15 protein-coding genes are annotated in these 25098 nt (G+C 64.7%); 9 read left to right on the plus strand and 6 right to left on the minus strand.

Annotated elements, in window-relative coordinates:
• Window positions 1-161: 161 nt before the first annotated feature.
• The 7 genes from OTER_RS07030 to OTER_RS07060 all read left to right on the plus strand — a co-directional run bounded on the left by OTER_RS07030 (window position 162) and on the right by OTER_RS07060 (window position 13228).
• Window positions 162-731 (plus strand): ECF-type sigma factor, encoded by a 570-nt coding sequence (locus tag OTER_RS07030; protein WP_012374211.1) that lies wholly within the window; start codon window positions 162-164, stop codon window positions 729-731.
• A 10-nt stretch (window positions 732-741) separates the two neighbouring features.
• On the plus strand, window positions 742-3000 hold the full coding sequence (locus tag OTER_RS07035; RefSeq protein ID WP_012374212.1) for a serine/threonine protein kinase: 2259 nt from the start codon (window positions 742-744) through the stop codon (window positions 2998-3000).
• A gap of 489 nt (window positions 3001-3489) precedes the next feature.
• On the plus strand, window positions 3490-4515 hold the full coding sequence (locus tag OTER_RS07040; RefSeq protein WP_012374213.1) for an arabinan endo-1,5-alpha-L-arabinosidase: 1026 nt from the start codon (window positions 3490-3492) through the stop codon (window positions 4513-4515).
• 22 nt (window positions 4516-4537) lie between these two features.
• Entirely contained in the window at window positions 4538-5923 is a 1386-nt protein-coding gene (locus OTER_RS07045; RefSeq protein ID WP_012374214.1) for an MFS transporter, read from the plus strand.
• 99 nt (window positions 5924-6022) lie between these two features.
• Window positions 6023-6970, plus strand: coding sequence for a glycoside hydrolase family 43 protein (locus OTER_RS07050; protein WP_012374215.1), 948 nt, complete (start codon window positions 6023-6025; stop codon window positions 6968-6970).
• Between the two features lie 211 nt (window positions 6971-7181).
• Entirely contained in the window at window positions 7182-9599 is a 2418-nt protein-coding gene (locus OTER_RS26140; RefSeq protein WP_202796022.1) for a family 43 glycosylhydrolase, read from the plus strand.
• A gap of 248 nt (window positions 9600-9847) precedes the next feature.
• Window positions 9848-13228: an RCC1 domain-containing protein gene (locus OTER_RS07060; protein ID WP_012374217.1), complete on the plus strand. Its 3381-nt coding sequence runs from the start codon at window positions 9848-9850 to the stop codon at window positions 13226-13228.
• A gap of 187 nt (window positions 13229-13415) precedes the next feature.
• Here OTER_RS07060 and OTER_RS07065 read toward each other — a convergent pair whose 3' ends face one another.
• From OTER_RS07065 to OTER_RS07075, 3 genes are all read right to left on the minus strand, one after another.
• Window positions 13416-14027 carry a LutC/YkgG family protein gene (locus OTER_RS07065; protein ID WP_012374218.1) on the minus strand — a complete coding sequence of 204 codons (612 nt, stop codon included), beginning with the start codon at window positions 14025-14027 and terminating at the stop codon, window positions 13416-13418.
• A 116-nt stretch (window positions 14028-14143) separates the two neighbouring features.
• Complete coding sequence (locus OTER_RS07070) at window positions 14144-15541, minus strand: LutB/LldF family L-lactate oxidation iron-sulfur protein (protein ID WP_012374219.1); 1398 nt, start codon at window positions 15539-15541, stop codon at window positions 14144-14146.
• Between the two features lie 156 nt (window positions 15542-15697).
• Window positions 15698-16486: a (Fe-S)-binding protein gene (locus tag OTER_RS07075; protein ID WP_012374220.1), complete on the minus strand. Its 789-nt coding sequence runs from the start codon at window positions 16484-16486 to the stop codon at window positions 15698-15700.
• A 233-nt stretch (window positions 16487-16719) separates the two neighbouring features.
• On the opposite strand from OTER_RS07075, the gene OTER_RS07080 reads away from it, so the two are divergent.
• Together OTER_RS07080 and OTER_RS07085 are read left to right on the plus strand one after the other, a co-directional pair.
• Complete coding sequence (locus OTER_RS07080) at window positions 16720-18597, plus strand: hypothetical protein (protein ID WP_012374221.1); 1878 nt, start codon at window positions 16720-16722, stop codon at window positions 18595-18597.
• 235 nt (window positions 18598-18832) lie between these two features.
• Window positions 18833-20920: a carbon starvation CstA family protein gene (locus OTER_RS07085; RefSeq protein ID WP_012374222.1), complete on the plus strand. Its 2088-nt coding sequence runs from the start codon at window positions 18833-18835 to the stop codon at window positions 20918-20920.
• 266 nt (window positions 20921-21186) lie between these two features.
• Here the strand turns inward: OTER_RS07085 and OTER_RS27035 are convergent, their stop codons facing one another.
• From OTER_RS27035 to OTER_RS07095, 3 genes are all read right to left on the minus strand, one after another.
• Complete coding sequence (locus tag OTER_RS27035; RefSeq protein ID WP_158305381.1) at window positions 21187-21297, minus strand: ORF6N domain-containing protein; 111 nt, start codon at window positions 21295-21297, stop codon at window positions 21187-21189.
• A gap of 141 nt (window positions 21298-21438) precedes the next feature.
• Window positions 21439-23475, minus strand: a complete 2037-nt coding sequence (locus OTER_RS07090; RefSeq protein WP_012374223.1) for a TonB-dependent receptor — start codon at window positions 23473-23475, stop codon at window positions 21439-21441.
• Window positions 23476-23723: 248 nt separating this feature from the next.
• Window positions 23724-24980, minus strand: coding sequence for a 6-phosphofructokinase (locus OTER_RS07095; RefSeq protein WP_012374224.1), 1257 nt, complete (start codon window positions 24978-24980; stop codon window positions 23724-23726).
• Window positions 24981-25098 lie beyond the last annotated feature (118 nt).

Consider the following 25098-nt stretch of genomic DNA (forward strand, 5'->3'; position numbering starts at 1 on the left):
GGTGCCATGAACGCCCCCGCATGCGCGACCTGAAGCCCCTCGGGTTTTAAGTTGGTCCCCTCGCTTGTGAATTCTCACCCCACGACACTTTGCGACGTCTCGCCGCGACGGCCAACCGCCCGGACGCTGCCGCGCTGAGCGTGCGCCAAGCGTTTCCCGCCATGCCCGCCCTTTCCGAACTCACCCTGGCGCTCCAATCCCTCGACCAGCCGGAGGGTCATGCCGCCGAGGAGGTGCTGCCGCTGGTCTACGACGATTTGCGCCGGCAGGCCGGCGCGCAGATGGCGCGCGAGTCGGCGGGACAGACGCTGCAGGCGACCGCGCTCGTGCACGAGGCCTGGCTGCGGATCGTGGGCAACGGCCATCATCAGCGCTGGCAGAACCGCGGGCACTTTTTTGGCGCCGCCGCCGAGGCGATGCGCCGGATCCTGATCGAGAACGCCCGCCGCAAGGCCCGGTTGAAGCGCGGCGGCAATCCGCTGCGGCTCGACATCGACGAGGTCGAACTCGCCGACACGACGCCCGAGGAAAAGGTGCTGTTGATCAACGAAGCCGTGGAAAAGCTCGAGGCGCAGGATCCCGAGCGCGCGCGCGTGGTGGTGTTGAAGTTTTTCGGCGGGTTCACCAACCACGAGGTCGCCGCCAGCCTCGGCGTGACGGAGCGCACGATCGAGCGGCACTGGGCGTTCGCCAAGGCGTGGTTGTTTGACGCAATCCGGGCGGCGCAGTAGTCGATCGACCGTGCAGGCGAATCCGCGAGTCACGGTCGGCCCCGGCAACGCGGCCAAGACGGTCACGCAGCGGGAGGAGGAGCTGTTCGATGCGGCGCGCGCGTTGCCCGAACGGCAGCGCAGCGCGTATCTGGACCAGGCTTGCGGCAGCGACGCGGCGTTGAGGCGGCGCCTGGACGAGCTGCTCACGAGCGTGCAGCAGGCGGACGCGTTTTTCGCCGAGGGCACGTCGCTGGTGACGGCGACACGGCTGTCGCAGACGCCGCTGCGGAACACCGGCGATCGGCCGGCGGACTCGCTCGGCGAGGAACCGATCGGCACGCGCATCGGGCGCTACAAGCTCCTGGAAAAAATCGGCGAGGGCGGCTGCGGGGTGGTCTACATGGCCGAGCAGGAGGAGCCGGTGCATCGGCGCGTGGCGCTGAAGATCATCAAGCTCGGGATGGAAACGAAGAGCGTGATCGCGCGGTTCGAGGCCGAGCGGCAGGCGCTGGCGATGATGGATCATCCGAACATCGCGCGCGTGTTCGACGCGGGCGCGACGGACCGCGGCCCGCCGTATTTCATCATGGAGCTGGTGCGCGGCGTGCAGATCACGAAATACTGCGACCAGCACCGGCTCGACACGCGCGCACGGCTGGACCTGTTCATCCAGATCTGCCACGCGATCCAGCACGCGCACCAGAAGGGCATCATCCATGGCGACGTAAAGCCGTCGAATATCATGGTCGCGCTGCACGACGGCCGGCCGATGCCGAAGGTGATTGACTTCGGGATCGCGAAGGCGACCGAGGCGCGGCTGACCGAGAAATTTCTCCTGAGTGCCTATGCGCAGCTGGTCGGCACTCCGGCCTACATGAGCCCGGAGCAGGCCGAGCTCGGCGGCGTGGACATCGACACGCGCAGCGACATCTACAGCCTCGGCGTGCTGCTCTACGAATTGCTGACCGGCCGCACGCCGTTCGATGCGAAGGAGCTGCTCGCCTCCGGGCTCGACGAGATGCGGAAAACGCTGCGCGAACGCGAGCCGGCGCGTCCTTCGGCTAAGCTCGCGGGGCTGGCGCCCGAGGACGCGCGGGCGGTCGCGCAGGCTCGCGCAACGGATCCGGGGCGGCTCGCGGCGGTGCTGCGGGGGGATCTCGATTGGATCGTGATGAAGGCGCTGGAGAAGGATCGCAGCCGTCGTTACGAAACGGCGAACGGACTGGCGATGGACGTCGAGCGGCACCTCGATAATGAACCCGTCGTGGCCCGGCCGCCGAGCTGGTCGTATCGTTCGCTGAAGCTGATGCGGCGCAACCGCGGGGTGTTCGTCGGCGTGGGCGCGGTGGGCTTGGCGCTGATTCTGGGGCTCGGCACCTCGACATGGCTGTTCCTGAAGGAGCGAGAAGCGCGGCAGCGCGCCGTCGCGGCGGAGCAGCAGCAAATGCGGCTGCGGCACGAGGCCGAAGTGCGCGAAAAAATCACGCAGGCTGCGCTGCTCGTGACGCAGGACAAGCTGCAGCAGGCCGACGCACTGCTGTCCGACTTGCGGCTCACGGAAGCGACGATCGAAGGGGCCGCGGTGCTCCGATCCCTCGGTGAATGGCACGCGCTGCAGAACCGGTGGGGACACGCGGCGGAGCGCTTTCTCCGCGTGCTGCAAATCAACCAGCTCGATGGTCCCGATGTCTCGAGCATGGATTATTTGGAATGCGGGCCGGCGCTGCTCGAAGCGAACGATTTGGTCAGCTACGAGCGTTTCAGGACCGAGGCGATCGCGCGATTTGCGACGACGCGGACGGTTTTCTCCGATCGGGTCGTCAAGATCAGCCTGCTGAAACCGGCCAACGCTGCGCTGCTCGAGTCGTTGCAGCCGTTGGTGGCGGGCATGGAGCAATCGTTTGCGGCGGCGCAGGCCGCGGGGGATTCGTTCACGGCCGCGTGGCGGGCGATGGCGGTGAGCCTGCTCGAATACCGGCGCGGCGACTATGCGGCGGCGGCGCGTTGGAGCGAGCAGTGCCTGGGCTACCTGGAAGAGAATCCACCGCGGACCGCCACGGCGCAGCTGATTCTGGCGATGGCCTACTACCAGCTCGGCCGCTCCGGGGAGGCCGCGGCGCAGCTCGCGGCGGCGGAGGAGTCGATCGAGAGCCGCTTCAAGGGCCCGATGAGCCGCGGCAGTCCGATCAAGGGATTCTGGTTCGATTGGATGTTTGCGCGGATTCTGGAGCGCGAGGCGAAGGGCTTGATCCACGGCAGCTCATCGGGCGAAGCAACCCAGAGCTGAGAATCCAGAGCTGAGAGCAGGAGGCCAGGGGTGCGCGCCGCATCCGTTGCGATTCCTACCGGAGTGCGAGCTCTGGACTCTGGGCTCCAGACTCTCGACTGCATAGACCTGTTGTCGGGTTTTGCCGGGCGGTGGCGCATGTAGGCGTGGGAAGCACTCACGCCATTCCGGCCTCTGACGCCCCAGCTTCCCTCAAGATCTTTTCCACGTCGGCTCAGCCGACCGTCGGCCGTTCCGCGCTGGTCGCGGGGCGCCGACGGCGCGGAAGCCGGCAATTCCCCACCCGATATTCCAATTCTGCAGCGAGATGTGCCGGCGGACGGCGGTTTCAACGCCGTTTGCCGCGAATGCGCCACCCCTTTGGTCGTCTGTTCTAGGTAGGGTGAACCGGGAGGCGGGCCTCGAGCTCGCCTCCCGGGACGCTCTCAACCACAACGAACACACCTGCGCCGCGCCTCCGCTCTCCGATCCCTCTTCAGCCTCGCGCCCATGCATCTCATCCCCACCTCTGTTCGCCACCTCCTTTGGCTGGTTGTGGCGGCGCTCGCCGCCAGCGCTTCGGCCCGACAGGTCAGCATTCACGATCCCGTGATGGCCAAGGAAGGCGACACGTTCTACCTGTTCAGCACCGGCCCGGGCATCACGCTCTACAGCAGCAAGGACATGAAAACGTGGGAGCTGCGCGGCCGGGTTTTCCCGGGCGATCCGACGTGGGCGAAGTCCGTGGCGCCGAGCTTCAACGGTCACATCTGGGCGCCGGACATCGTCCAGCATGACGGCAAGTTCTACCTTTACTATTCGGTGTCGGCGTTTGGCCGCAACACGTCGGCAATCGGCGTGACGATCAACCGGACGCTGAACCCCGATTCGCCGGACTACCAGTGGGAGGATCAGGGGATCGTGCTGCGTTCGGTACCGAACCGCGATCTCTGGAACGCGATTGATCCGGCGGTGATCGCCGACGAACAGGGCACGCCGTGGATGAGCTTCGGGTCGTTCTGGGGCGGGCTGAAACTGGTGAAGCTGGCTCCGGACTGGAAGTCGGTCGCGGAGCCGCAGGAGTGGTATTCGCTCGCGAAGCGCGAGCGTTCCGTGCTGATCAGCGACACCGAGGCGGGCCCGGCGGAGATCGAGGCGCCGTTCATCTTCCGCAAGAATGGCTATTACTACCTCTTCATGTCGTGGGACAAATGCTGCCGCGGCAAGGACAGCACTTACAAGCTGCTCGTCGGTCGTTCCAAGACGCTGACCGGTCCGTACGTCGATCGTACGGGCAAGCCGCTGGCGCAGGGCGGCGGCACGCTGGTGCTCGCGGGCAATGCGGACTGGGCGGGGCTCGGGCACAACAGCGTCTACACGTTCGACGGAAAGGACTACCTCGTCTTTCACGCCTATGAGAACGCGGATAACGGGCTGCAGAAGCTCAAGATCGCCGAGCTGACGTGGGACTCTGCGGACTGGCCGGTGGTCGACGAGCGTGTGCTGCGCGATTACGTGAGCGAACTGGTGCGGTGACACGACAACTCCTCCTCTTTTCGTGAACAAAGCTGCTTCCTCAAAGCTCCCGGTCCTGGAAAAGATCGGCTTCGGTGCCGGCGATGCGGCGGTCAACGTCGTCTGGTCCGCCCTCGCGATCATCATCACGTTCTTCTACACGGACGTGTATCGGCTGAACGTCGCGCACCTTGCGATGCTCGGACTGATCCCGCGCTTGATCGACGCCTTCGCGGACATCGCGATGGGCATCTACACTGACACGCGGACCACGCGCTGGGGCCGCTATCGGCCCTACCTGCTGATCTTCGCGGTGCCATTCGGATTGTCGGTCATGCTGGTGTTCACGACGCCGGACCTGCCTTACGCGGGGAAGCTCATCTGGGCCTACGCGACCTACATCACGATGATGCTGGTGTTCACGGTGGTCGTGATTCCGTACATCTCGCTGCCGGGCGTGCTGACGGCGGATCCGCAGGAGCGACTCTCGGCGAACGGCTACCGGTTGTTCTTCGCAAAAGGCGCGTCGCTGCTCGTGAACACGTTCGTGCCGATCTTTGCCGCGCGTTGGGGGCAGGAGCATCTCGCCAAGGGCTACCAGATTTCGATGGCGCTGATGGCGGTGATGGCGACGCTGCTGTTCATCTTCTGCTTCTTCACCACGAAGGAGCGCGTGCAGTTCCAGAACGATCGCAAGCCGATCGGCGAGCAGGTCGGGCTGCTCTTCCGCAATGACCAGTGGCAGATCCTGTTTTGGGTCTGCCTCGTCGGCACGGTCGGCTATGTGATCCGCGGTTCCGCCGCGCTCTACTACGCGAAGTATTACCTCGGCGGCGACGCGAAGCTGCAGGCGGCGTTCGTCACCACCGGCATCGTGGGCAACATTCTCTCGATGGTGGCGTCGACGTGGATCACCAAAAAATTCTGCAAGATCCAACTCTTCCGCTGGTCGCAGCTGATCACGTTCGCGCTGAGCGTGGGCATGTTCTTCGCGGTGGAGCCGGCGAGCGGAATCGCGTTGGCCTTCGTGCTCTACTTCCTGATCAACTTCATCGTCGACCTGCAGGGCCCCGTGTTCTGGTCGATCATCTCGGAGGCGGTGGACTACGGCCAGCTCAAGAGCGGCAAGCGCGTCGCCGGCATGGCGTTCGGCGGCGTGTCGTTTGCCCAGAAGATGGGCATGAGCCTCGCGGCTGGCATGGTCGGCTGGCTGCTGACCTACTTCCAGTACCAGCCCGACGTCGTCCAGAGCGCATTCACGCTCACGGGTCTGGCGCTGTTGCTCACCGTGATTCCGGGCGTGTTCCACCTCGGCATGGGCCTGCTGATGTATCGCTACAAAATCACCGACGCCTACTACAACCGGATCAAGGAAGACCTCGCCGCGCAGGGAAAGATCGTCATTGCCGGCGAGGCGAAGCCGGCGTGAACGACCGCAGCCCGCCGAGGCGGCGGGCTCCGCCTGTAATGTGCCGGGTGTCACGCTCTCAGCTCTAGACTCTCAGCTCTCAGCTCAATTGTTTCTCTCATGCAGCCGCTCAAACCTCTCATTCTCCAACGTGCGGATCCGTGTATCCGCAAGCACAGCGACGGCTACTACTACTTCACCGCGTCGGTGCCGGCTTACGATCGGATTGAGCTTCGTCGCGCGAAGACGCTCGCCGGACTCGCCACGGCGCCGACCGTGGATGTCTGGCGCAAGCCGGACATCGGGGCGTACAGCGAGCTGATCTGGGCGCCGGAAATTCACTTCATCGACGGCGCGTGGTATGTCTATTTCGCCGCGGCGCCGTCGCGCGAGATCAAGGACAACCTCTTCCAGCACCGGATGTGGGTGATCTCCACGACCGCCGCGAATCCGCTCGAGGGCGAGTGGAAGTTTTTGGGGCAGATGGACAGCGGCATGGACACGTTCTGCCTCGACGCGACGACGTTCACGCACCGCGGCGTGAACTACTACGTCTGGGCGCAGAAGGATCGCGAGATCGCCGGCAACTCCAACCTCTACATCGCGCGGCTGGCGTCGCCGACAAAGCTGGCGACGAAGCCGGTGCGGCTCTCGATTCCCGAACTCGATTGGGAGACGCGCGGATTCTCGGTGAACGAAGGCCCCGCGGTGTTGATCAGCCACGGGAAGGTGTTCCTGAGCTATTCCGCGAGTGCGACCGACGAGAATTACTGCCTCGGCCTGCTGCACGCCGACGAGAACGCCGACCTGCTCGATCCGCACAGCTGGACGAAGTCGAAGGAGCCGGTGTTCAAAACCTGCTTCGAACTCAATGTGTTTGGTCCGGGGCACAACAACTTCACGAAAGCGGAGGACGATCGGACCGACCTTCTGGTCTACCATGCGCGAACCTACCGCGAGATCGTGGGAGACCCGCTGTGGAATCCGGACCGGCATACCTTCGTGAAGCCGATCAAGTGGAGTGCGGACGGCATGCCGGTCTTCGGCCGGCCGTCGTGCGTGGAGTGAAGGAGGGAGGGAGGGGACGATGCGACGGACTCAACAGCGATTGTCAGTGAACCTTGAGGGTGGCCCGCTCCGGGAGCAGCGGGACCAGCGTGTTGTTGTAGGGCGGGGTTTCCCGACCCCGCCGCGAGCGAGCATGAGCGCTGGAAACGGCGGGGTCGGGAGACCCCGCCCTACAAGGTGGGCTGGGGTGTGTACGATGCTTGGCGCTTTGATGCTGGGAGCGGTTTCCGCTCAGCCGCTGCCTACGCCGACGTTCACCAACGTCACCGTGCACGATCCCTCCGTCATCAAGGCCGGCGCCCGCTGGTATGTCTACGGCTCGCACGGAGCGTCCGCCTGGACGGAGGACCTGATGCACTGGACCCAAGTGGCGACGAGCGTTACGTCGGGCAATCCGGCTCACTTCAACACCTTTGCGAGCGAGCTTTCGGAACTGATCGACTGGACGCACGCAGACACCCTCTGGGCACCAGACGTCGTCCAGCTGCCGGATGGGAAATTCTACTATTACTACGACGTCTGGACGAATTACCTGAACTACCGCAGCTACATGGGGCTGGCTTCGGCCGACGGAATCGAAGGGCCGTTCACCGATGTGGGCGAGATCATGAAGGGCGGCACGAACGTGTCCGGCTTCGACCCCGCCATCCATCCCAACACGATCGATCCGGATGTTTTCTACGATCGGGATGGCCAGCTGTGGATGGTCTATGGATCGTACTCGGGTGGCATTTTCATTCTCCGGCTCGACCAGACGGTGGGCTCCGCGACGTTCGGACGTCCGCTCCCCGGCCAGAGCTGGGGCACCAAGCTCATCGGCGGCAACCATGCGCGGATCGAAGGCCCCTGCATCATCTACAGCCCGGAATCGCAGTACTACTATCTGTTCCTCTCGTTTGGCGGACTCGCGGCGAACGACGGCTACAACATTCGCGTGGCCCGTTCGCGCAATCCCGACGGGCCGTATGTCGACGCGGCGGGCAACGACCTGAAGAACGTCGGCGGTTCGGACGCGGCGATCGCACCCTACGGCGTCAAGCTCATCGGCAACTATCAATTCGCGCACGTGGCCGGCGAACCGCGGAACACCAGTCGCGGCTACCTCTCACCCGGACACAACTCCGTCTATCGCGATCCGGCGACGGGGAAGTACTTCCTGCTGTTCCACACCCGGTTTGTCGGCTTGGGCGAGACCCACGAGGTTCGCGTTCACCAGATGTTCCTGAACGCCGACGGCTGGTTCGTGGTCGCGCCGCAACGCTACGCCGGCGAGACGATCGCCCCGATCACCGCGCGGCAGGTGCCGGGCAGCTTCAAGCTGATCAACCACGGCTGGGTGATCTCCTCCGCGGTCAACGGCTCCAGCCTGATCACGCTCAATGCGGACGGCACGATCAGCGGTAGCGTGAGCGGCACGTGGCAAGTGACGGGGGACAACAGCGTCACGCTTTCGTACAACGGCGCGAACTATCGTGGCGTGTTCGTGTTGCAATGGGACGACGACAACCAGGTGTGGATACTGGGCTTCACGGCGCTTTCCGCGGACGGCACCGCGATCTGGGGCAGCAAGGTCGCCGCGCTCAATGCGGTCGCCGCGCCCGCGCTGACCGGCACGCCCTCCAGCCAGACAGTCGCAGCCGGCGGCACGGCGACGCTGACGGCCGCCGCGAGCGGCGTGCCCGCGCCCGAGCTGCAATGGGAGCGGAACGGTTCCGCCGTCGTTGGCGCGAACAGCACCGTGCTCACGCTCGCGAACCTCGCGCCCGCCGATGCGGGAATCTACACGATCGATGCGTCGAATTTTGCGGGCAGCGCTCCGAGCGCGCCGGCGATTGTGGGCCTGACCTCCGCCGCGAAAGTGATCGGCACGGGCGAGGAGCTGACGCCGGTGGATATCCATCATCCGAACGGAAACATTTTCGACCAGGTGCTGCTGACCGGTGCGGCAGAAACCATCACGGCCGATGCGGGCCAGGTCACTCGGACGTCCTATATCGACCTCGACAACGACATCGTGCAGGTCGAGTTCAGCGGTCCGGGTTCGCTATCGCTGGTGCTGGACAACGCCTCCGGCCGGGCGAAGCCGGAGAACTACAACCAGGACATCGACTACATGAAGGGCCACGCGGGGATCGTCATCACTGGCGCCACGGAAAACACACATGTGTCGGTCTTCTCAGTGGGCCGGGCGACGGCGGTGAACCAGGCGCTGTTCAAGGACACGGTAAACTACGACGGAATCGCGGACATCGCGTTCATTGCCATCTCGTCGTCGAACGGCCGGTTCGGTGGCGTGCGCACCGCGAACGCGAACTACTTCGCGTCGCGCGGCGTGACCGGCGTGTACGCACCCGGCGTGGCGTTCGATGGACCGGTGTTCGTCGGCAACATCACCGCGTTCGATGCTGCGCAGCCGAAAATCGTGCTGGGTTCGGTCAGCGATGCGCGGATCGCCGGCGGCGATCTGTATCAGGACAATGGTGCTGCGGTGCAGGTGAGCGGGATCACCCAGCTGAAGTTCACGAACGGTTCCGATTCTCACGGCAACACGATCCTGGCCAAAGCCAACCGCGCCGTGCTGCAGGAAAACGGTGAGGACGTCACCAACCGGATCGTCACGGGACCATAGGAAGCGCTCAAATCGGCGAGGTTCCCAGCATCCGGGGCCGCCTGTTACGCCTGCTCTAGCCTAGAGACGAGAAGTCCTAATGCCAGTAAGGGTTGCGACTCTTACCTCCGTTGGTGCAGGCGATCGTAGTTTACGATAGTACCGCTCGCACTCAGATTCATGCGATGACCGATGCCCTCCGGCCCGTTGTACGTGGATGGTCCGCCTTCAGAGGCTTTCGAACTCGGTTAAGACTTCGTCAGCGCGGGATGTGCATCGGGGTGCTCGTAGGCGCCATCGGCTTCAGTGCACGGGCCGCCGTGACGTCCGTCTCCGCGGGGCTCGATCACACGATGTTCATTCTGGCCGATGGCACATTGGCGGGCATGGGGACCAACTATGCCGGGCAACTGGGGGATTTGAGTATTGAAGGCATGACCAGCCGGCCAATGAGGATCGGGACGGGCGTGAGGTCCGTGGTCGTGGGGCAGCACCACACCCTGTTCGTTCGCACCGATCATACCCTCTGGGGCATGGGCGAGAACGTGTCCGGGCAACTTGGCGACGGCACCACGGTCGCACGAAGCTCTCCGATTCAAGTCACCAGCGATGTGGCACAAGTGGCGACGACCAGTCCCTCCTTCACGGGCCTGACCACCGAGCAGCACAGCGCGTTCGTCAGAACAGATGGCACCCTGTGGACGGTTGGCGCCAACAACGCCGGACAATTGGGCGATGGGACACGTGCGAGTCGCAGTACACCTGTGCAGGTGGCCACCGGGGTCGCTGCTGTCGGCGCGGGGAAAGGCTACACCGTATTCTTAAAGACGGACGGGACGCTCTGGATGATGGGCACGGATTCAGCGACAAAACGTCTGTTGCCGGTGCAGGTGGCAACCGGGGTAGAGACGTTCTCCTGTGGACGCGGCTATGTGCTGTTTGTGAAGTCGGATCATACACTCTGGCGATTCAGCGACTACGGCGCGTCTCAGCCCAGCTTCGGGACCGCGACACTGGTTTCCGCGGATGTGAACTCGGCTACGGCAGGTGTCGACCATATGCTCTTCATCAAGGCGGATGACACGCTCTGGGGAAGAGGCCGCAATCTGACCGGTCAGCTTGGTATCGGCCCGGATTCAGAAGGAGGGAGCGATGGCGTACAGATCGCGACATCAGTGCTCGCGGCCTCGGCTGGTGACCAGAAAAGTTTCTTCGTCAAAAAAGACGGTTCGCTTTGGGCTATGGGCGACAATGTCTTCGGGCAGCTGGGCGACGGCACGCGGGTGGATCGCTGGACGCCGGTGGAGGTCCCGCAGATGTTGGGTCTTCCGTCTGTTGTGGTGTTTCCCACCACCCAAGTGGTGCATCCGCGACAACAAGCCACGCTCACCTGTGCGGGCAACGGCTTGGTCCCGCGGTCGTTTCAGTGGTACCATGACGATGTGCCGATCGCGGGTGCGACGGAGAGCACCTACGTTTGCCGTGATCCCGGCCCCGACGACGGCGGCAGATATGCAGTAGTACTCACCAACGCCCTCGGCACGGCGCGTAGTGAAACTTTGGAACTGGTGATCGCGACACCCGTGCAGAAGGTGGTTTCGGTCGTCACGAGCGACGAGCACACCCTCTTTCTTCGGACGGACGGCTCGCTGTGGGGGACGGGTGCCAATCGCTGGGGGCAGTTGGGTGATGGCACGACCACGGATCGCGCCCTTTCCGTTCAGATTGCAACTGACGTGGTTTCGGTCGCTGTGACTCCCGAGGCGAGCTTCTTTGCCAAAGCGGATGGGACGCTCTGGGCCACGGGGAGCAACCGCGATGGCGAGATCGGGGACGGGACGACCGAGCAACGAAACAGTCCGGTGCAGGTGGCGACGGACGTGGCCTCCGTTTTCGCCGGGAGGTACAACGCGATGTACCTGACGCGTGACGGCACGCTGGTGAGTATCGGCGTGCTTGGTCGGCTGGGGTCCGGTGGCGTGCGCGTGCCGATCGCAACCGGCGTCACCTCTGCGGCGGTTGGCGCGAACCATGCCATTTTTGTGAAAACCGATGGCACACTCTGGGGAACGGGCGCGAATAACTTCGGCCAACTTGGACTCGGCGATGTTCTCGAGGCAGACTCCACTTTGATCGCGAACGACGTGGTTTCCGTCGCGGCGGGCAGTTTCCACAGTTTGTTCATCAAGCGGGATGGTACGCTCTGGGGTATGGGAACCAACTCGACCGGGCAGCTCGGGCTTGGGGAGAATGTTGTTGGTTCGAAAACCCCCGTGCAGATCGCGACCGGCGTGGCGCTCGTCGTCGCTAGCCTCAGCAATGACTCTCCACGCACGATGTTTGTGAAGACGGATGGCTCACTTTGGGGAATGGGGCGCAATCGACTAGGCGAGATGGGCGAGTTCGTGGTTCCTCCAGGTGCTCTGGATGGACCGGAGTACCTGGGTTACGATGGCATCGTGGCGCCGGCCGCAGGTGCAGTTCACTCTCTGTTCGTGCGGGCGAATGGCACGCTGTGGGGCATGGGACTCGGCCGTGCCGGACAGTTGGGCATCGGGATTGCCTACGTCGAGAACGCGTCCAGCAAACCGCGCCCGGTCACCCAGGGTGCAGGCATACCGTTCATCTCCGAGCATCCGGCGAACGTGGCGGCGGATGGTCGCAGCCCCGTGGTTTTACATGCAGCTGCGGAGGCCTCTGAAACGCCGAGCATGCGGTGGCAGTACAATGGCGCCGACATTCCCTCCGTGACAGGCGGTACGATGACCCTCGCCAAGGCAGCGTCGTCAAGCGCAGGTCTGTACGCGGCTGTCGCCGAAAACCGGCTGGGACAGGTTACGAGCGATTGTGCGATCGTTGGTATCGTGAGCACCGCGAAGGTGATCGGCACGGGCGAGGAGCTGACGCCCGTGGATATTCCTCATCCGAACGGAAACATTTTCGACCAGGTGCTGCTGACCGGTGCGGCAGAAACCATCACGGCCGATGCGGGCCAGGTCACTCGGACGTCCTATATCGACCTCGACAACGACATCGTGCAGGTCGAGTTCAGCGGTCCGGGTTCGCTATCGCTGGTGCTGGACAACGCCTCCGGCCGGGCGAAGCCGGAGAACTACAACCAGGACATCGACTACATGAAGGGCCACGCGGGGATCGTCATCACTGGTGCCACGGAAAATACGCATGTGTCGGTCTTCTCAGTGGGTCGGGCGACGGCGGTGAACCAGGCGCTTTTCAAGGATACGGTGAATTACGACGGGATCGCTGACATCGCGTTCATTGCCGTCTCGTCGTCGAACGGCCGATTCGGTGGCGTGCGCACCGCGAACGCGAACTACTTCGCGTCGCGCGGCGTCACCGGCGTGTACGCGCCGGGCGTGGCGTTCGACGGACCGGTGTTTGTCGGCAACATCACGGCGTTCGACACCGCGCAGCCGAAAATCGTGCTCGGGTCGGTCAACGACGCGCGGATCACGGGCGGCGACCTGTATCAGGACAATGGCGCCGCGGTGCAGGTGAGCGGGATTACCCAGCTGAAGTTCACGAACGGTTCCGATTCCCACGGCAACACGATCCTGGCCAAAGCCAACCGCGCCGTGCTGGAGGAAAACGGGCAGGACGTGACGAGTCGGATCGTGGTGAATCCGTAGGTTGGGAGCGCGGCCGCCCTCGGCCGCTATTCGTGCTCTTTCTCGTAATCGGTGGGGTTGTCTCGGCCAGCTCGCACGAAGGCAAGAGAACGAGAAAGAGAACGATTACGAGAACGAGAGAGGGTTGACATTCCTCGCGTGAGGGCGCGGTCTCCGGACCCTTTTTTCGGCCGAGAGCGTCGTCACGTCACTCGATCAGCAGCGCGGCCTGTACGCCGGGGCCGTGGACGCCTTCGATCAGGATGCCCTCGACATCCGCGGTCTTCGACGGACCCGTGCACCAGATCACATTCGGATCGGCCGGCAGCGCGGCCAGCGCGGCGGTGAGGTCGGCATGAATCTGGTCACGACGCAGCACGGCCACATGCACCCACGGCGCGAGCGCACCGAGCCGGCTCGACGTGCCCGCGTCGGAAAGAATCAACGTGCCGGTTTCCGCAATCGCGCCGATCGCCGCAGTGATACCGAACTGGTAGTCATCGAGCCGTGCGCGGTCGAAGCTCGTCTCCACTTTGAACGAGGCGGAAAACGCGCTCGCCAGCTGCGGCCACAGCGCCGGATCACAGTAGCCGTGCCGGTGGCCGTGCTGATCGAGAAAGCCGACGAGCTCCGCCACGGAGGTGAACGTCGTGCCGTTCACCGCGCGCAGCCGTTCCGTGAAATGCGTCCACCGGTCGACGTCGGCGCGCGTCTGGCGCAGCGTGATGAGATCGCGGTCCCAATCCGGCAGCGGGGCGCGCTTCGGCAGCGGCGCGAGGGCGCCCCGGACACGCGAGAGAATCTGTTCGCGAGAGTTCATGGATGGTGGCCACAAAAGGCACGCAAGGCGTAGAAGGAGTCATTCATCTGGGTCGGTCGGCTCGGCATCGGGTTGCTCCGTGCTCCGGATCTTTTGTGCATTCTGTGCCTTAGCCCTTAGGGTTGTCGTCCGGGGCGGTTCTTCATCCATTTCCTGAACTCGCCGCCGCGCCATTGAGGGAGCGTGCGGGCCTTTTGCCAGGCTTGCAGCGCCGGCACGGGAATGAGGCTCGCGGGCAGGTAGTTCATCGCCTTGCCGGCCACGAGCGCCGCCTTCCAGGCGGCCGGCTGCGAAGCGAGCACCCCGAACGCACCCATCGGCGGCGTGCCGGCGGCAGCGAGCGCGGCGTGCTCGCGTTTGCCACGGTCGCGCAGCCGCAGCAGCAGGTCGGGGATCGGAATGTCGACGGGACACACCTCGTGGCACGCACCGCAGAGCGACGAGGCCTTGGGCAGATCGGCGAGCTCGGGAAAACGGTCGCCGGCGAGCAGTGGCGAGAGCACGGCGCCAACCGGACCGGGATACACGCTGCGGTAAGCGTGGCCGCTCACCTGGCGGTAAACGGGGCAAACGTTGAGGCACGCTCCGCAACGAATGCAGCGGAGAATCTCGCGGCACTCCGACGCGAGCACGGTGGTGCGGCCATTGTCCACGAAGATCACGTGCATCTCCTCGGGGCCCTCCGGCTGCGTCGGGGATTTTGGTCCGGAGATGAACTCGGTGTAGACGGTGAGTTGCTGCGCCGTGGCGGAGCGGGCGAGCAGGTTCAGGAAAATACCGAGGTCGCGGTCGCGCGGCACGAGTTTCTCGATCCCGACGAGCGCGATGTGGCACTTCGTCGGCGCGAGGCAGAACCGCGAGTTGCCTTCGTTCGTCACGATGATGAGCCGGCCGCTTTCCACCGAGACGAAGTTTGCCCCCGTCAACCCCACGTCGGCCGCCATGTATTTCTGCCGCAGGAACGCGCGCGCGCGGCGGGTGATCGTCTCCGGATCGTCGTTGTAGGCGCCGAGTCCCTCGCGCTCGAAGCTCTGCGCGATCTCGCGGCGGTTCTTGTGAATGATCGGCCGGACGAGGTGGCTGGGATGGTCGTGATCGATCTGAACGATGAACTCGCCGAGGTCGGTCTCCAGCGCCTCGATGCCGCGTTTCTCCAGAAAAGCGGCGAGCTCGATCTCCTCGCTCACCATGGTCTTCGACTTGACCATCTTCGTGGCGCCGCGCGCCTGCATGATTTGGAGCACGGCTTCGCAGGCCTCTTCCGCGGTCGCGGCCCAATGCACCTTCGCGCCATTGGCCTGAAGCTTCGCTTCCACCGCCGGCAGGTAGGTGTCGAGGTTTTCCACGACGTGCTGCTTGATCTCGCCGGCGAGCTGGCGCAGCCGATTCGGATCGGCGAAGTGATCGAACAGCAGCTTCGTGCGCTTCTCGTGCGTGATCTTCGTGCCGCTGTAGACGGCAGCACGCTTCTCAGGCGGCAACGAAGCGACGAACTGGTCGATGGGCTGTTTCATTTCAGAAGTCTAGAGCCAAGAGTCCAGAGCTGAGAGCCCGGAAGTTGAGAGTTGAGGGCTGAGTGTTGAGAGCCCGAACCAGAGGCGCACACGGCGGACGTGCTGAAATTCTGGAATTGTTCGCATCGACGGTGATTGGCTCTCGGCTCTGGACTCTCAGCTCTCGACTCCGCCGGCCAGCAGGCCGGCGTTCTTGAGCGCATCGCGCAGGACCTGCGCGAGGTGTTGGGTGCGGATCGGCTGGCCGGCTTTTTCGGCGAGCCCGCCCTGATGCATCAGGCAGCTCATGTCCGCCGAGACCACCACGTCCGGATTGCTGGCGCGGATGTGTTCCAGCTTCAGCTGACCCATCGCCGCGGAAATGTTGGGAAAGCTGACCGCGAATGTGCCGCCGAAACCGCAGCACTGCTCCGGCTCACCATACGTCGCGAGCTGCACGCCGGCGATGGACGCGAGCAGCGCTTCCGCCGCCGGGGCGCTCGGCGTGCCGCGCAAATGACACGAGCGGTGAAAGGCGATGCGCGCGTCGTAGCGGCCGGGCCAGGTTTTCACGCCGAGTGCATTGACCAGAAAATCCCCGAGCTCCCACGTGCGGCGGCCAAGCGCGGCCACTTCCGCCCGATCCGGCTCGTGCTCGAATTCGAGCAGCGCGCCGTGAAACATCATCGCCGCGCACGAGCCGGATGGCACCACCACCGGCACGTCGCCGGTGAACGTGCGCACGGTGTGACGCACGACCTTGCGCGACGCCGCCCAGTCGCCACCGTTGAAAGCGGGCTGTCCGCAGCAGGTCTGTGCCGCGGGAAAGTCGACGGTGCAGCCGGCATACTCGAGCACCTCCACCGTCGCGCGAGCCACGTCGTCATAAAACGCGTCGCAGAGGCACGTGGCCATGAGCTGGATGCGCCGGTCGGAGGCGGGCAGTCGCCGGTGGGAGAGATCCATGAGGAGCTTTTACCAAAGCCAGCCGCCGGCTGCGCGCAATCTTCCGTCGCTCGGTCTGTCTGAATGGGCCTGCGCGCGCGACCTGCACCGGAGAAGGTGGCGGCGATAAGGGCCAGCTGGGAACGGCTGCCGCTGTGCTAATGATGGAACGGAAAACCCTCCCGCGGCCGGCGCGCGGCGCAACCGATCGCGTAACGATGCGTCAAGCCGGGTTACTCACCCCTCCAGCTCGCATGCACGCCTTGACCCGCCGCGGCCTCTCTCTGCTGGTGCTCTGTTCGCTGTGCGTCGCCGTGCTGCGGGCGGGACACTACCAGAATTTCCGGACGGCGGTCTATGTTCGCGCCTACGAGGTCCAGAAGATGAAGGATCCGGAGTGGTTGAAGGCCAACTGGGACGTCATCGAACGGCAGCTGAAGGTGGACAAAATCTACCTCGAGACGCACCGCGACCTGATCGTGATCGACGACGCCACGCTGCAGGCGGCGAAGCGGTTTTTCGAACAGAAGGGCATCCAGCCGGCCGCCGGCATCGCCTACGTGCGCAACGAGCGCAATCTGTTCGAAACCTTCTGCTACACGAAGCCGGACCACCGCGCCAAGGTGAAGGAGATCATCGAGGTGTCCGCGCGGAATTTTGACGAGGTCATCCTCGACGATTTCTTCTTCACGAGCTGCAAGTGCGAGGAGTGCATCCGCGCCAAGGGCGACCGCACCTGGGCCGAGTATCGGATGGCGCTGCTCACCGAGGTCTCGCGCGAACTGATCGCGGCGGCCCGCGCGGTGAATCCGCAGGTGAAGCTCACGATCAAGTATCCCAACTGGTACGAGCACTTCCACGGGATGGGCTACAACCTCGAGGCACAGCCGCGGATGTTCGACAAGATTTACACCGGCACGGAGACACGCGACTCACGCTACAACCACCAGCACCTCCAGCCCTACCAGAGTTTTCAACAGGTCCGGTATTTCGAGAACATCAAGCCGGGCGGAAATTTGGGCGGCTGGGTGGACACCGGCAACCGGATCGTGGCCGACCGGTACGCGGAGCAGCTGTGGCTGACGATGTTCGCGAAGGCGCCCGAGATCATGCTGTTCGCGCTGCACGAGCTGCTGGAGCCGCTGACCAAGGAGGATCGCGCGCCGTGGCAGGGGCAGGGGACGAGCTTCGACTACGACACGATCGCGCAGCCGGTGCCGGGGTTGAAGGAGACGACGATGGCGCGCGCCGCTGGCGTGTCGCTGGAGCAGGTCGACCGCTACCTCGGCAAGCTCGGCCGGCCCGTGGGCATCGCGAGCTATCGGCCGTATCACTCGTCCACGCAGGAGGATTTTCTCCACAATTATCTCGGCGGGATCGGGCTGCCGATCGATCTGCATCCGGAATTTCCGAGTGATGCACCCTTGGTGCTGCTCACGGAAGGCGCGGCGGCGGATCCGCAGATCGTGACGAAGATCAAGACGCACCTGCTCAGCGGGAAGGACGTGGTGATCACTTCGGGGCTGTTGCGCGAGATCCAGGATCAGGGTTTTCGCCGCGACATCGCGGACGTGCGCTGCACGGAACACAAGGCGCTCACGCGGGAGTTCTGGGGCTGGCCGCTCGGCCGCGGTGTCCGCGCGGTCATGGATCGCGACATCCTGATCCCCGAGCTGCGCTACAATACGAACGACTCGTGGGAGCTGGTGGCGAGCATGACGAACGGGCTTGGCTACCCGCTGGCGCACTATGTGCCGTATGCGAACGCGAAACTTTATGTGCTCACGATGCCGGAGAATTTCGGCGATCTCTACGAGCTGCCGGCACCGGTGCTGAATTTCATTCGCCAGACCGCATCGAAGGGCTTGTTCGCGCGGCTGGAAGCTCCCGCGCGAATCGCGCTGCTGCCTTACGACAATCGCGCCTTGGTCGTGGAATCGTTTCGCGACGAACCGGCGGAGGTGCGGATCGTCACCGGACCGGAGATCAAACAGCTGAAGAACGAGATTACGGGCGAACTCGTGGTCGGAACGCTGGAAAAGGGTGGCGGGTTTCGGATGCCGGCGGAGGAGCGGATGATTTTTACGACGAGGGTGAAACCACATTCGTTCGTGGTGTTCACGTCGCAATGACTTGGGGTTAGGAGTAGCTGCGGGCGTCGGCGGTAAACGTGGTGGTTCGCCGCCGGCGCCCGCGGCTACAATAGGGAAGGGAACGGGGCCACAGGTTGACGTTCCCGACTCTTGCGCTGCGGGGCGTGCGGCGCATCATCCGCGATCTGCCCCGCTGTAGCCGGGGTCGCTGACCCGCCGGATCCGGCCTCGGCGAGGCCGGCTACAATGCACGGCTGGCTCGCCCCTTTTCGCCATGTCTACGGTTCCTGCTTCTGTTCGCCCTTGGACTCCCTGGCGCCTGCTTGGTTGGGCCGCGGTCGCATTGCTCGGAGCGGGCTCGATCGGCATTCTCGCCTGGTCGCGCGGCGAGCCGGTCAACGCGCTCTGGATGGTCGTCGCGTCCGTCTGCGTTTTTGCCATCGCGTACCGGTTCCACTCCGCGTGGTTGATGGCCAAGGTGCTGACGCTGGACGAACTGCGGGCCACGCCGGCGGTGGTGCACGAGGACGGCAAGGATTTCGTGCAGACCAACCGGTGGGTCGTGTTCGGCCACCACTTCGCCGCGATCGCGGGGCCGGGGCCGCTCGTGGGGCCGGTGCTGGCGGCGCAATTTGGCTTCCTGCCGGGCATGCTGTGGATCCTGATCGGCGCGACGCTCGGCGGGGCGGTGCACGACAGCGTGATCCTGTTTTGCTCGGTCCGGCGCGGTGGCCGCTCGCTGGGCCAGATTGTCAGCGACGAGGTCGGCCGGTTCGCAGGCGTCGTCGCGCTGCTGAGCATCGTGGCGATCATGGTGATTCTCATCGCGGTGCTCGCGCTCGTGGTGGTCAACGCACTCGCGGAAAGCCCGTGGGGCCTGTTCACGATTGCCGCGACCATGCCGATCGCCGTGATCATGGGTTGCGCGATGCGTTACGGGCCGCACGGCGGCCGCTGGCTCGGTTGGGTGAGCGCGTTCGGCGTCGTTGCACTGCTCGGCTCGGTCTACTGCGGGCAGTTCATGAACCAATGGGGCTGGGCGGAAGCCCTGACCCTCAAGGGCACGACGCTGGCGTGGTGGATTATCGGCTACGGCGTACTGGCGTCGATCCTGCCGGTGTGGCTGCTGCTCGCGCCCCGCGATTATCTGAGCACGTTCATGAAAATCGGCACGGTCGCCGCCCTCGGCGTGGCGATCGTGCTGCTCGCGCCGGTGCTGAAGATGCCGGCGCTCACGCGTTTCGTGGACGGCACCGGGCCGGTGTTTGCGGGGCCGGTATTCCCGTTCTGCTTCATCACCATCGCGTGCGCGGCGGTGTCCGGCTTCCACTCGCTGATCGCATCCGGCACCACGCCGAAGCTGCTGACCCGCGAGAGCGATATTCGGGTGATCGGTTACGGCGCCATGATCACGGAGATGCTGGTCGGCATCATGGCGCTGATCGCCGCATGCACGATGGAGCCGGGGCAATATTTCGCCATCAACATGAAGGGCGAGGCGGCGGCGGTGACCGCGCAGATTACGCAACTCGGGTTTCCGGTGACGCCGGCCGACATGGCGGCGCTCGCAGACGAGGTCGGCGAAAAGACGATGATTGGGCGAGCCGGCGGCGCGCCGACGTTCGCGGCCGGCATGGCGCACATGTTTGCCGGCGTGCTGGGCGGCAAGACCGCACTCGCGCTCTGGTATCACTTTGCGATCATGTTCGAGGCGCTGTTCATCCTCACGACGATCGACGCGGGCACGCGGGTGGGCCGGTTCATCGTGCAGGACCTGCTTGGACATGTCTCGAAGCCGCTGAGCAACACGCGCTCGGTTGGCGGCAGCACGCTGGCCACGCTGTTGTTCGTTGGCGCCTGGGGCTGGTTCCTTTACCAGGGCGTGATCGATCCGCTTGGCGGCATCAACTCGCTCTGGCCGATCTTTGGGGTCGCGAACCAACTGCTGGCGGTGATCGCGCTCGCGCTCGGCACGACGGTCCTGATCAAGATGGGCCGCACGCGCTACGTGTGGTGCACGCTTGCCCCGTTGGCGTGGCTGCTCGCCGTCACGATGAGCGCGGGTTGGATGAAGATTTTTGGCGCGAATCCGCGGCTCGGTTTCCTGTCGGCGGCGCGTGATCTGGCGGCGAAGATCGCGAGCGGTGGCACGCCGGCGCAGCTCGCGCAATGGGAGCGGCTGCTCTTCAACAACTACGTCAACACCGCCATCACGGCGACGTTTCTAGTGCTGGTGGCGATCGTGGTGATCGCGAACGCTCGCGTCTGGTGGCAGCTGCTCTCCGGCCGCCGCGCGGCGGACCTGCACGAGGAGAAATATGTGGCGGTGAGGGTGGCGGAAAGCCCAGAGCTGAGCGTCTAGAGGCCACCCGAAAACGGTCGGTGGGGAGGGCGAGGTGTCCTCGCCGAGCCTTTCGACAAGCTCAAGGCGAGCCGTTGCGACAGGCTCAGTGCCCTGAGCAGTGTCGAGGGGCCGCGGCTCACCGGGGACGGTTCGCCCTACCGGCCGACCCCCTTCGAAAACTAGGATTCGGATATGCGCTAGAGCTGAGAGCAGGGCCGCACGGCTGCCGCGAATTTTTTTTGAGATGCCAATTTGGCATTTCAAATGAACAACGTCCTTCGCGTTCAGCCGAAACATGAATCCTCCCGAAAACGGTCGGCATTCCGGCGCAACGCGCGATTCAACGCGCCGGTTTCGACTCCGTAGGGCGTTGCCAGTTTGTAATCGAGCAACACGCGTTCCCGCGAAGCAGAGAGATGCGGGACTCGACATCCCCGATGGGAACGATGGCGCCGGAACGAGCCACGGTCGCACGATACCGCTTTGAAGTCACAAATTCTGACCTCAAAGATTCGAGCTTGAGTCGCCGCCTTCGTTTACCACTTCAATCCGATCGCCACGCCCCAGGTTCGCGGCGCGCCGGGCGTGGCGTGGCCGGTGCCGGGCGTGATCGCGGTGTAATACTCTTCGTCCGTGAGATTCGCGCCGAAAACCGTGACGCGATAGCGACCGGTCGCATAGCCGAGCTGCGCACTCACCAGCGCGTAGGAGCGCTGCGCGAACATGAGTTCCTCGCCTTCGGTGTAATACGTCCGGCCAACCGCACTGTAGTCGGCCCCGACGAAGAAGCCGCTGCGATGTTCGTAGCTCGCACGCAGACTCAGGTCGTGCGTCGGCACGGCGGGTGCGCGGCGGCCGTCGTAGCGGACCCCGCTGAATGGATCGCGAAACTCGCGGAGCTCGACGTCTGTCGCGCCGAGATCGGCGGCGATCACGAGGCCGGACAACGGCCGCCACGCGAGCTCGAGTTCGCCGCCCAGCGAGCGCGCGTGAGGGGCGTTGCGCACGAGGTAGTCGTCCGTCTGCGCGTTGGTCGCGAAGGAGCGTTCGATCTGATAGCCCGAGATGTCATACCAGAAAACGCGGGCGGTGACTGACAGCGTGCGGTCGGCGAGCGCGTGCGTCACGCCGGCTTCGAACGCCTTGGTCCGCTCGGGGCCGAAGGACGCGAGCGCGGCGTTGCTCGTGAACGCGGAAAACCCGCCCGGCTTGTAGCCGCCGCCGATCGAGGCGAACACACTCGTGGCACCATCGACCACGTAACGCGCCGCGAGTTTCGGCAGCAGCGCCGTCGACTCGTGCTCCCGGCCGAACGAGTAGAGCGCGGGCACAAACTGCGTGCGCGCGAAATCCTTCCGCACATCCTCCACCCGCACGCCGGCCGTGACGCTGAAGGCGGGCGTCACGTCCATCGTCGCTTCGCCAAACGCCGCGATCGAGCGCGTGTCGACGCGATAGGTGGAGTTTTCGTAAACGAACGGGCCGAACGCGCGCAGGAAAGTGCCTTGGGTTTTGCCATCGGAAAAAAACGCGCCGGCCTGCCAGCGCAGCTCACTGCGTTCATCCGAGCGAAGCTTGAGCTCCTCGCTCCACGCACGCTGCTCCTGGTTCACCGCGTTGGAGAGCTCGGCGAAGCCGAAATCGAGCGTGTTGGAGTAGGGCCCGAGTTCCCAGCTGCTGAAACTCGTCACCGCCGTGAGCTCGCCCAGGGCGGTGGCGAAGGCGGCTTTGAGCGAGGCATTGTAGGCGTCGACGTCCGTCTCGCCTTCCGCGCTGCGGTTCACGGTATCGAGCGGGCCGCCGAGCGGCACGAGGGGCTGCACGCCGTCGCGCGCCCGGAACGTGGTGAGCAGCAGCGTCAGTTCCGCCGTCTCGGTCGGCCGATAGCGAAACCGGGCGAGCCCCGAGAGGGCGTTCTGATCGTCGACGTCGCGGTTGAGCCTCGTGTTGGTGAGATAACCGTCGCGCGCGGCCCAGCCGGCGCCGACATAGGCATCGGCGGCGCCGCCGCTCGCGCTGCTCACCTCGGCGGAGGCGGACCGGCTGCGGTAGTTGCCGAAACTGGCCCGCACCTCGCCCGTTGCAACCGCGGTGGGCGCCGGCGTGGAAAACGTCAGCACACCGGCGGATCCGGCCCGGCCAAACACGGTGTTCTGGCTCGGGCCGCGATGCAGCTCGGCCCGCGCGAATCCCGCGAGCGCGCTCGGGAACGTGAATCCGCTGCCGAGCGGCAGGTCGTCGAGATAAACGCTTACCGCGGGATCGCCGAAGATCGGCGTGTTCGTGAGTCCGCGGAGGGAGAAGATGTCCGTGAACGAGCGCGCGCCGTTGTCCGCGACGAAGAAGTTGGCCGTCCGATCGGCAATCTGTGCCGTCGAAACCTGCAGCTGGGGCGTGTCATTGAGCTCGATGCGCGAGACCGTGGCGGGCGAGCCGGTGAGCAACCGTTCCCGCACGATCAGCGGTTCGCCCCGCACGACGGGCTCGGCGGCGGGCGCGGTCTGGGCCCGCGCGGCGAAGGCGCATGCGAGGCACGAGAGCAACAGAAGGTCCAGGCGGAAGGCTCGACTCATGAGAAACGGAAATCGTGGAGGAAGAAAGCAGTGTGCGACAATGAAAGATTCGCGCGGAGAGATTTCGATCAGCCGGCCGAGGGCGGCCGCGCTCCCACGCCAGCGGGTTTGCGGCGACGTGCGACTCGTCGTGGCATGGCGTCGCCCGTGAGAACTCGCCCCGGGCGAGACGCCCATGCCACAGCAACAAAAAGGCCGGTCGCGGCGACCGGCCTTTGCTTGGCGCGCATGCGCCGAACTGATTTTGCTCAGGCGACGAACGCCGGCAGCGTCTTGTCGACGCGCACCTTGTCGAGCCGCGCGAACACCGGCACGCCGCTCTCGAACGGCACGGCGACCTCGCCCTGAATCAGCGGCTGGGCATAGCGCAGGAACTGGAAGTTCATGCTCGTGCCGTCCTCGTTGATCCACTCGCGCGGCAGCTTCTTCACGCCGTTGGCGATCTCGGCGAGCGGCGCCAGCCCGGTCTCACAGGTGTAGTGGTCCGTGTCACCGCGGACGAGCGTGACCATCTTGTCGGTTTCGCCCTTGATCGCGGCCTGCACGGCGGCCTGGCCGGCGAGGAACGCCTCGTCGGCGTCGGTCTTCGAGCCGGCATGGGCGGCGGCGCGCTGGATGATGCCCGGCTTCGCGAGGCGGGCTTTCACGCCTGGAATATTCGTCTCGACCAGCTCCTTCAGAAAATCGCCCGCGCCGCCGAGCTGCGCGTGACCGAACGAATCGGTCGCCGCATCGGCGGCGACGTAGTTGCCATCGGCGTCGATCAGGCCCTCGCCGACGACGACCATGCAGAATTTCTCGCGCTTGAGCACGCGGCGGACGTCCTCGAGGCACTTGGCCTGGTCGAACGGGATTTCCGGGAGGTAAATCAGGTGCGGCGGATCGTGGGGGTGATCGCGGCGCTTCGCCAGCGCGGCGCCGGCGGCAATCCAGCCCGCGCTGCGGCCCATGACTTCCACGATCGAGACGAGATCGCCCTGGCCCATGGCTTCGTGATCACAGGCGAGCTCGCGGATCGTCGTGGCGGTGTATTTCACCACGCTGCCGTAGCCCGGCGTGTGGTCGGTGATCGGGAGATCGTTGTCGATCGTCTTCGGCACGCCGATGACGCGCAGTTCGTAGCCCTGCTGCTGCGCGAGCTTGGAGATCTTGTCGGCGGTGTCCTGCGAGTCATTGCCGCCGATGTAGAAAAAGTAGCGGATGTTGTGCGCCTTGAAGACCTCGAGCACGCGCTCGTAGTCGGACTGCTTCTTCAGCTTGTAGCGGCAGGTGCCGAGCGCCGCACCCGGAGTGTGCCGGAGCGCGCGGATCTGCTGCTGGGACTCAGCGGCGAGGTCGATCAGATCTTCCTGAAGGATCCCGAGGACGCCGTTCAACGCGCCATAGATCTCTTCAATGCACTCGTGGTTGAGCGCTTCGGCCACAATTCCGGCAACGCTCGCGTTGATGACGGCGGTAGGGCCACCCGACTGGCCCACCAAGACATTTCCTACGAGTTCAGCCATGAGAATGTATGTAAAGGGTTGGAAACAACGTGAACGGGCAAGAAAGCGGGGCCCCGAGAGGGGATGCAAACTCAAATTTCCAGCTCGCCGGAGCTACCGGGAAACCCCCGGGCAAAGA

It is taken from the genome of Opitutus terrae PB90-1 (genome assembly GCF_000019965.1).
In the GTDB taxonomy this organism is placed as follows: domain Bacteria; phylum Verrucomicrobiota; class Verrucomicrobiia; order Opitutales; family Opitutaceae; genus Opitutus; species Opitutus terrae.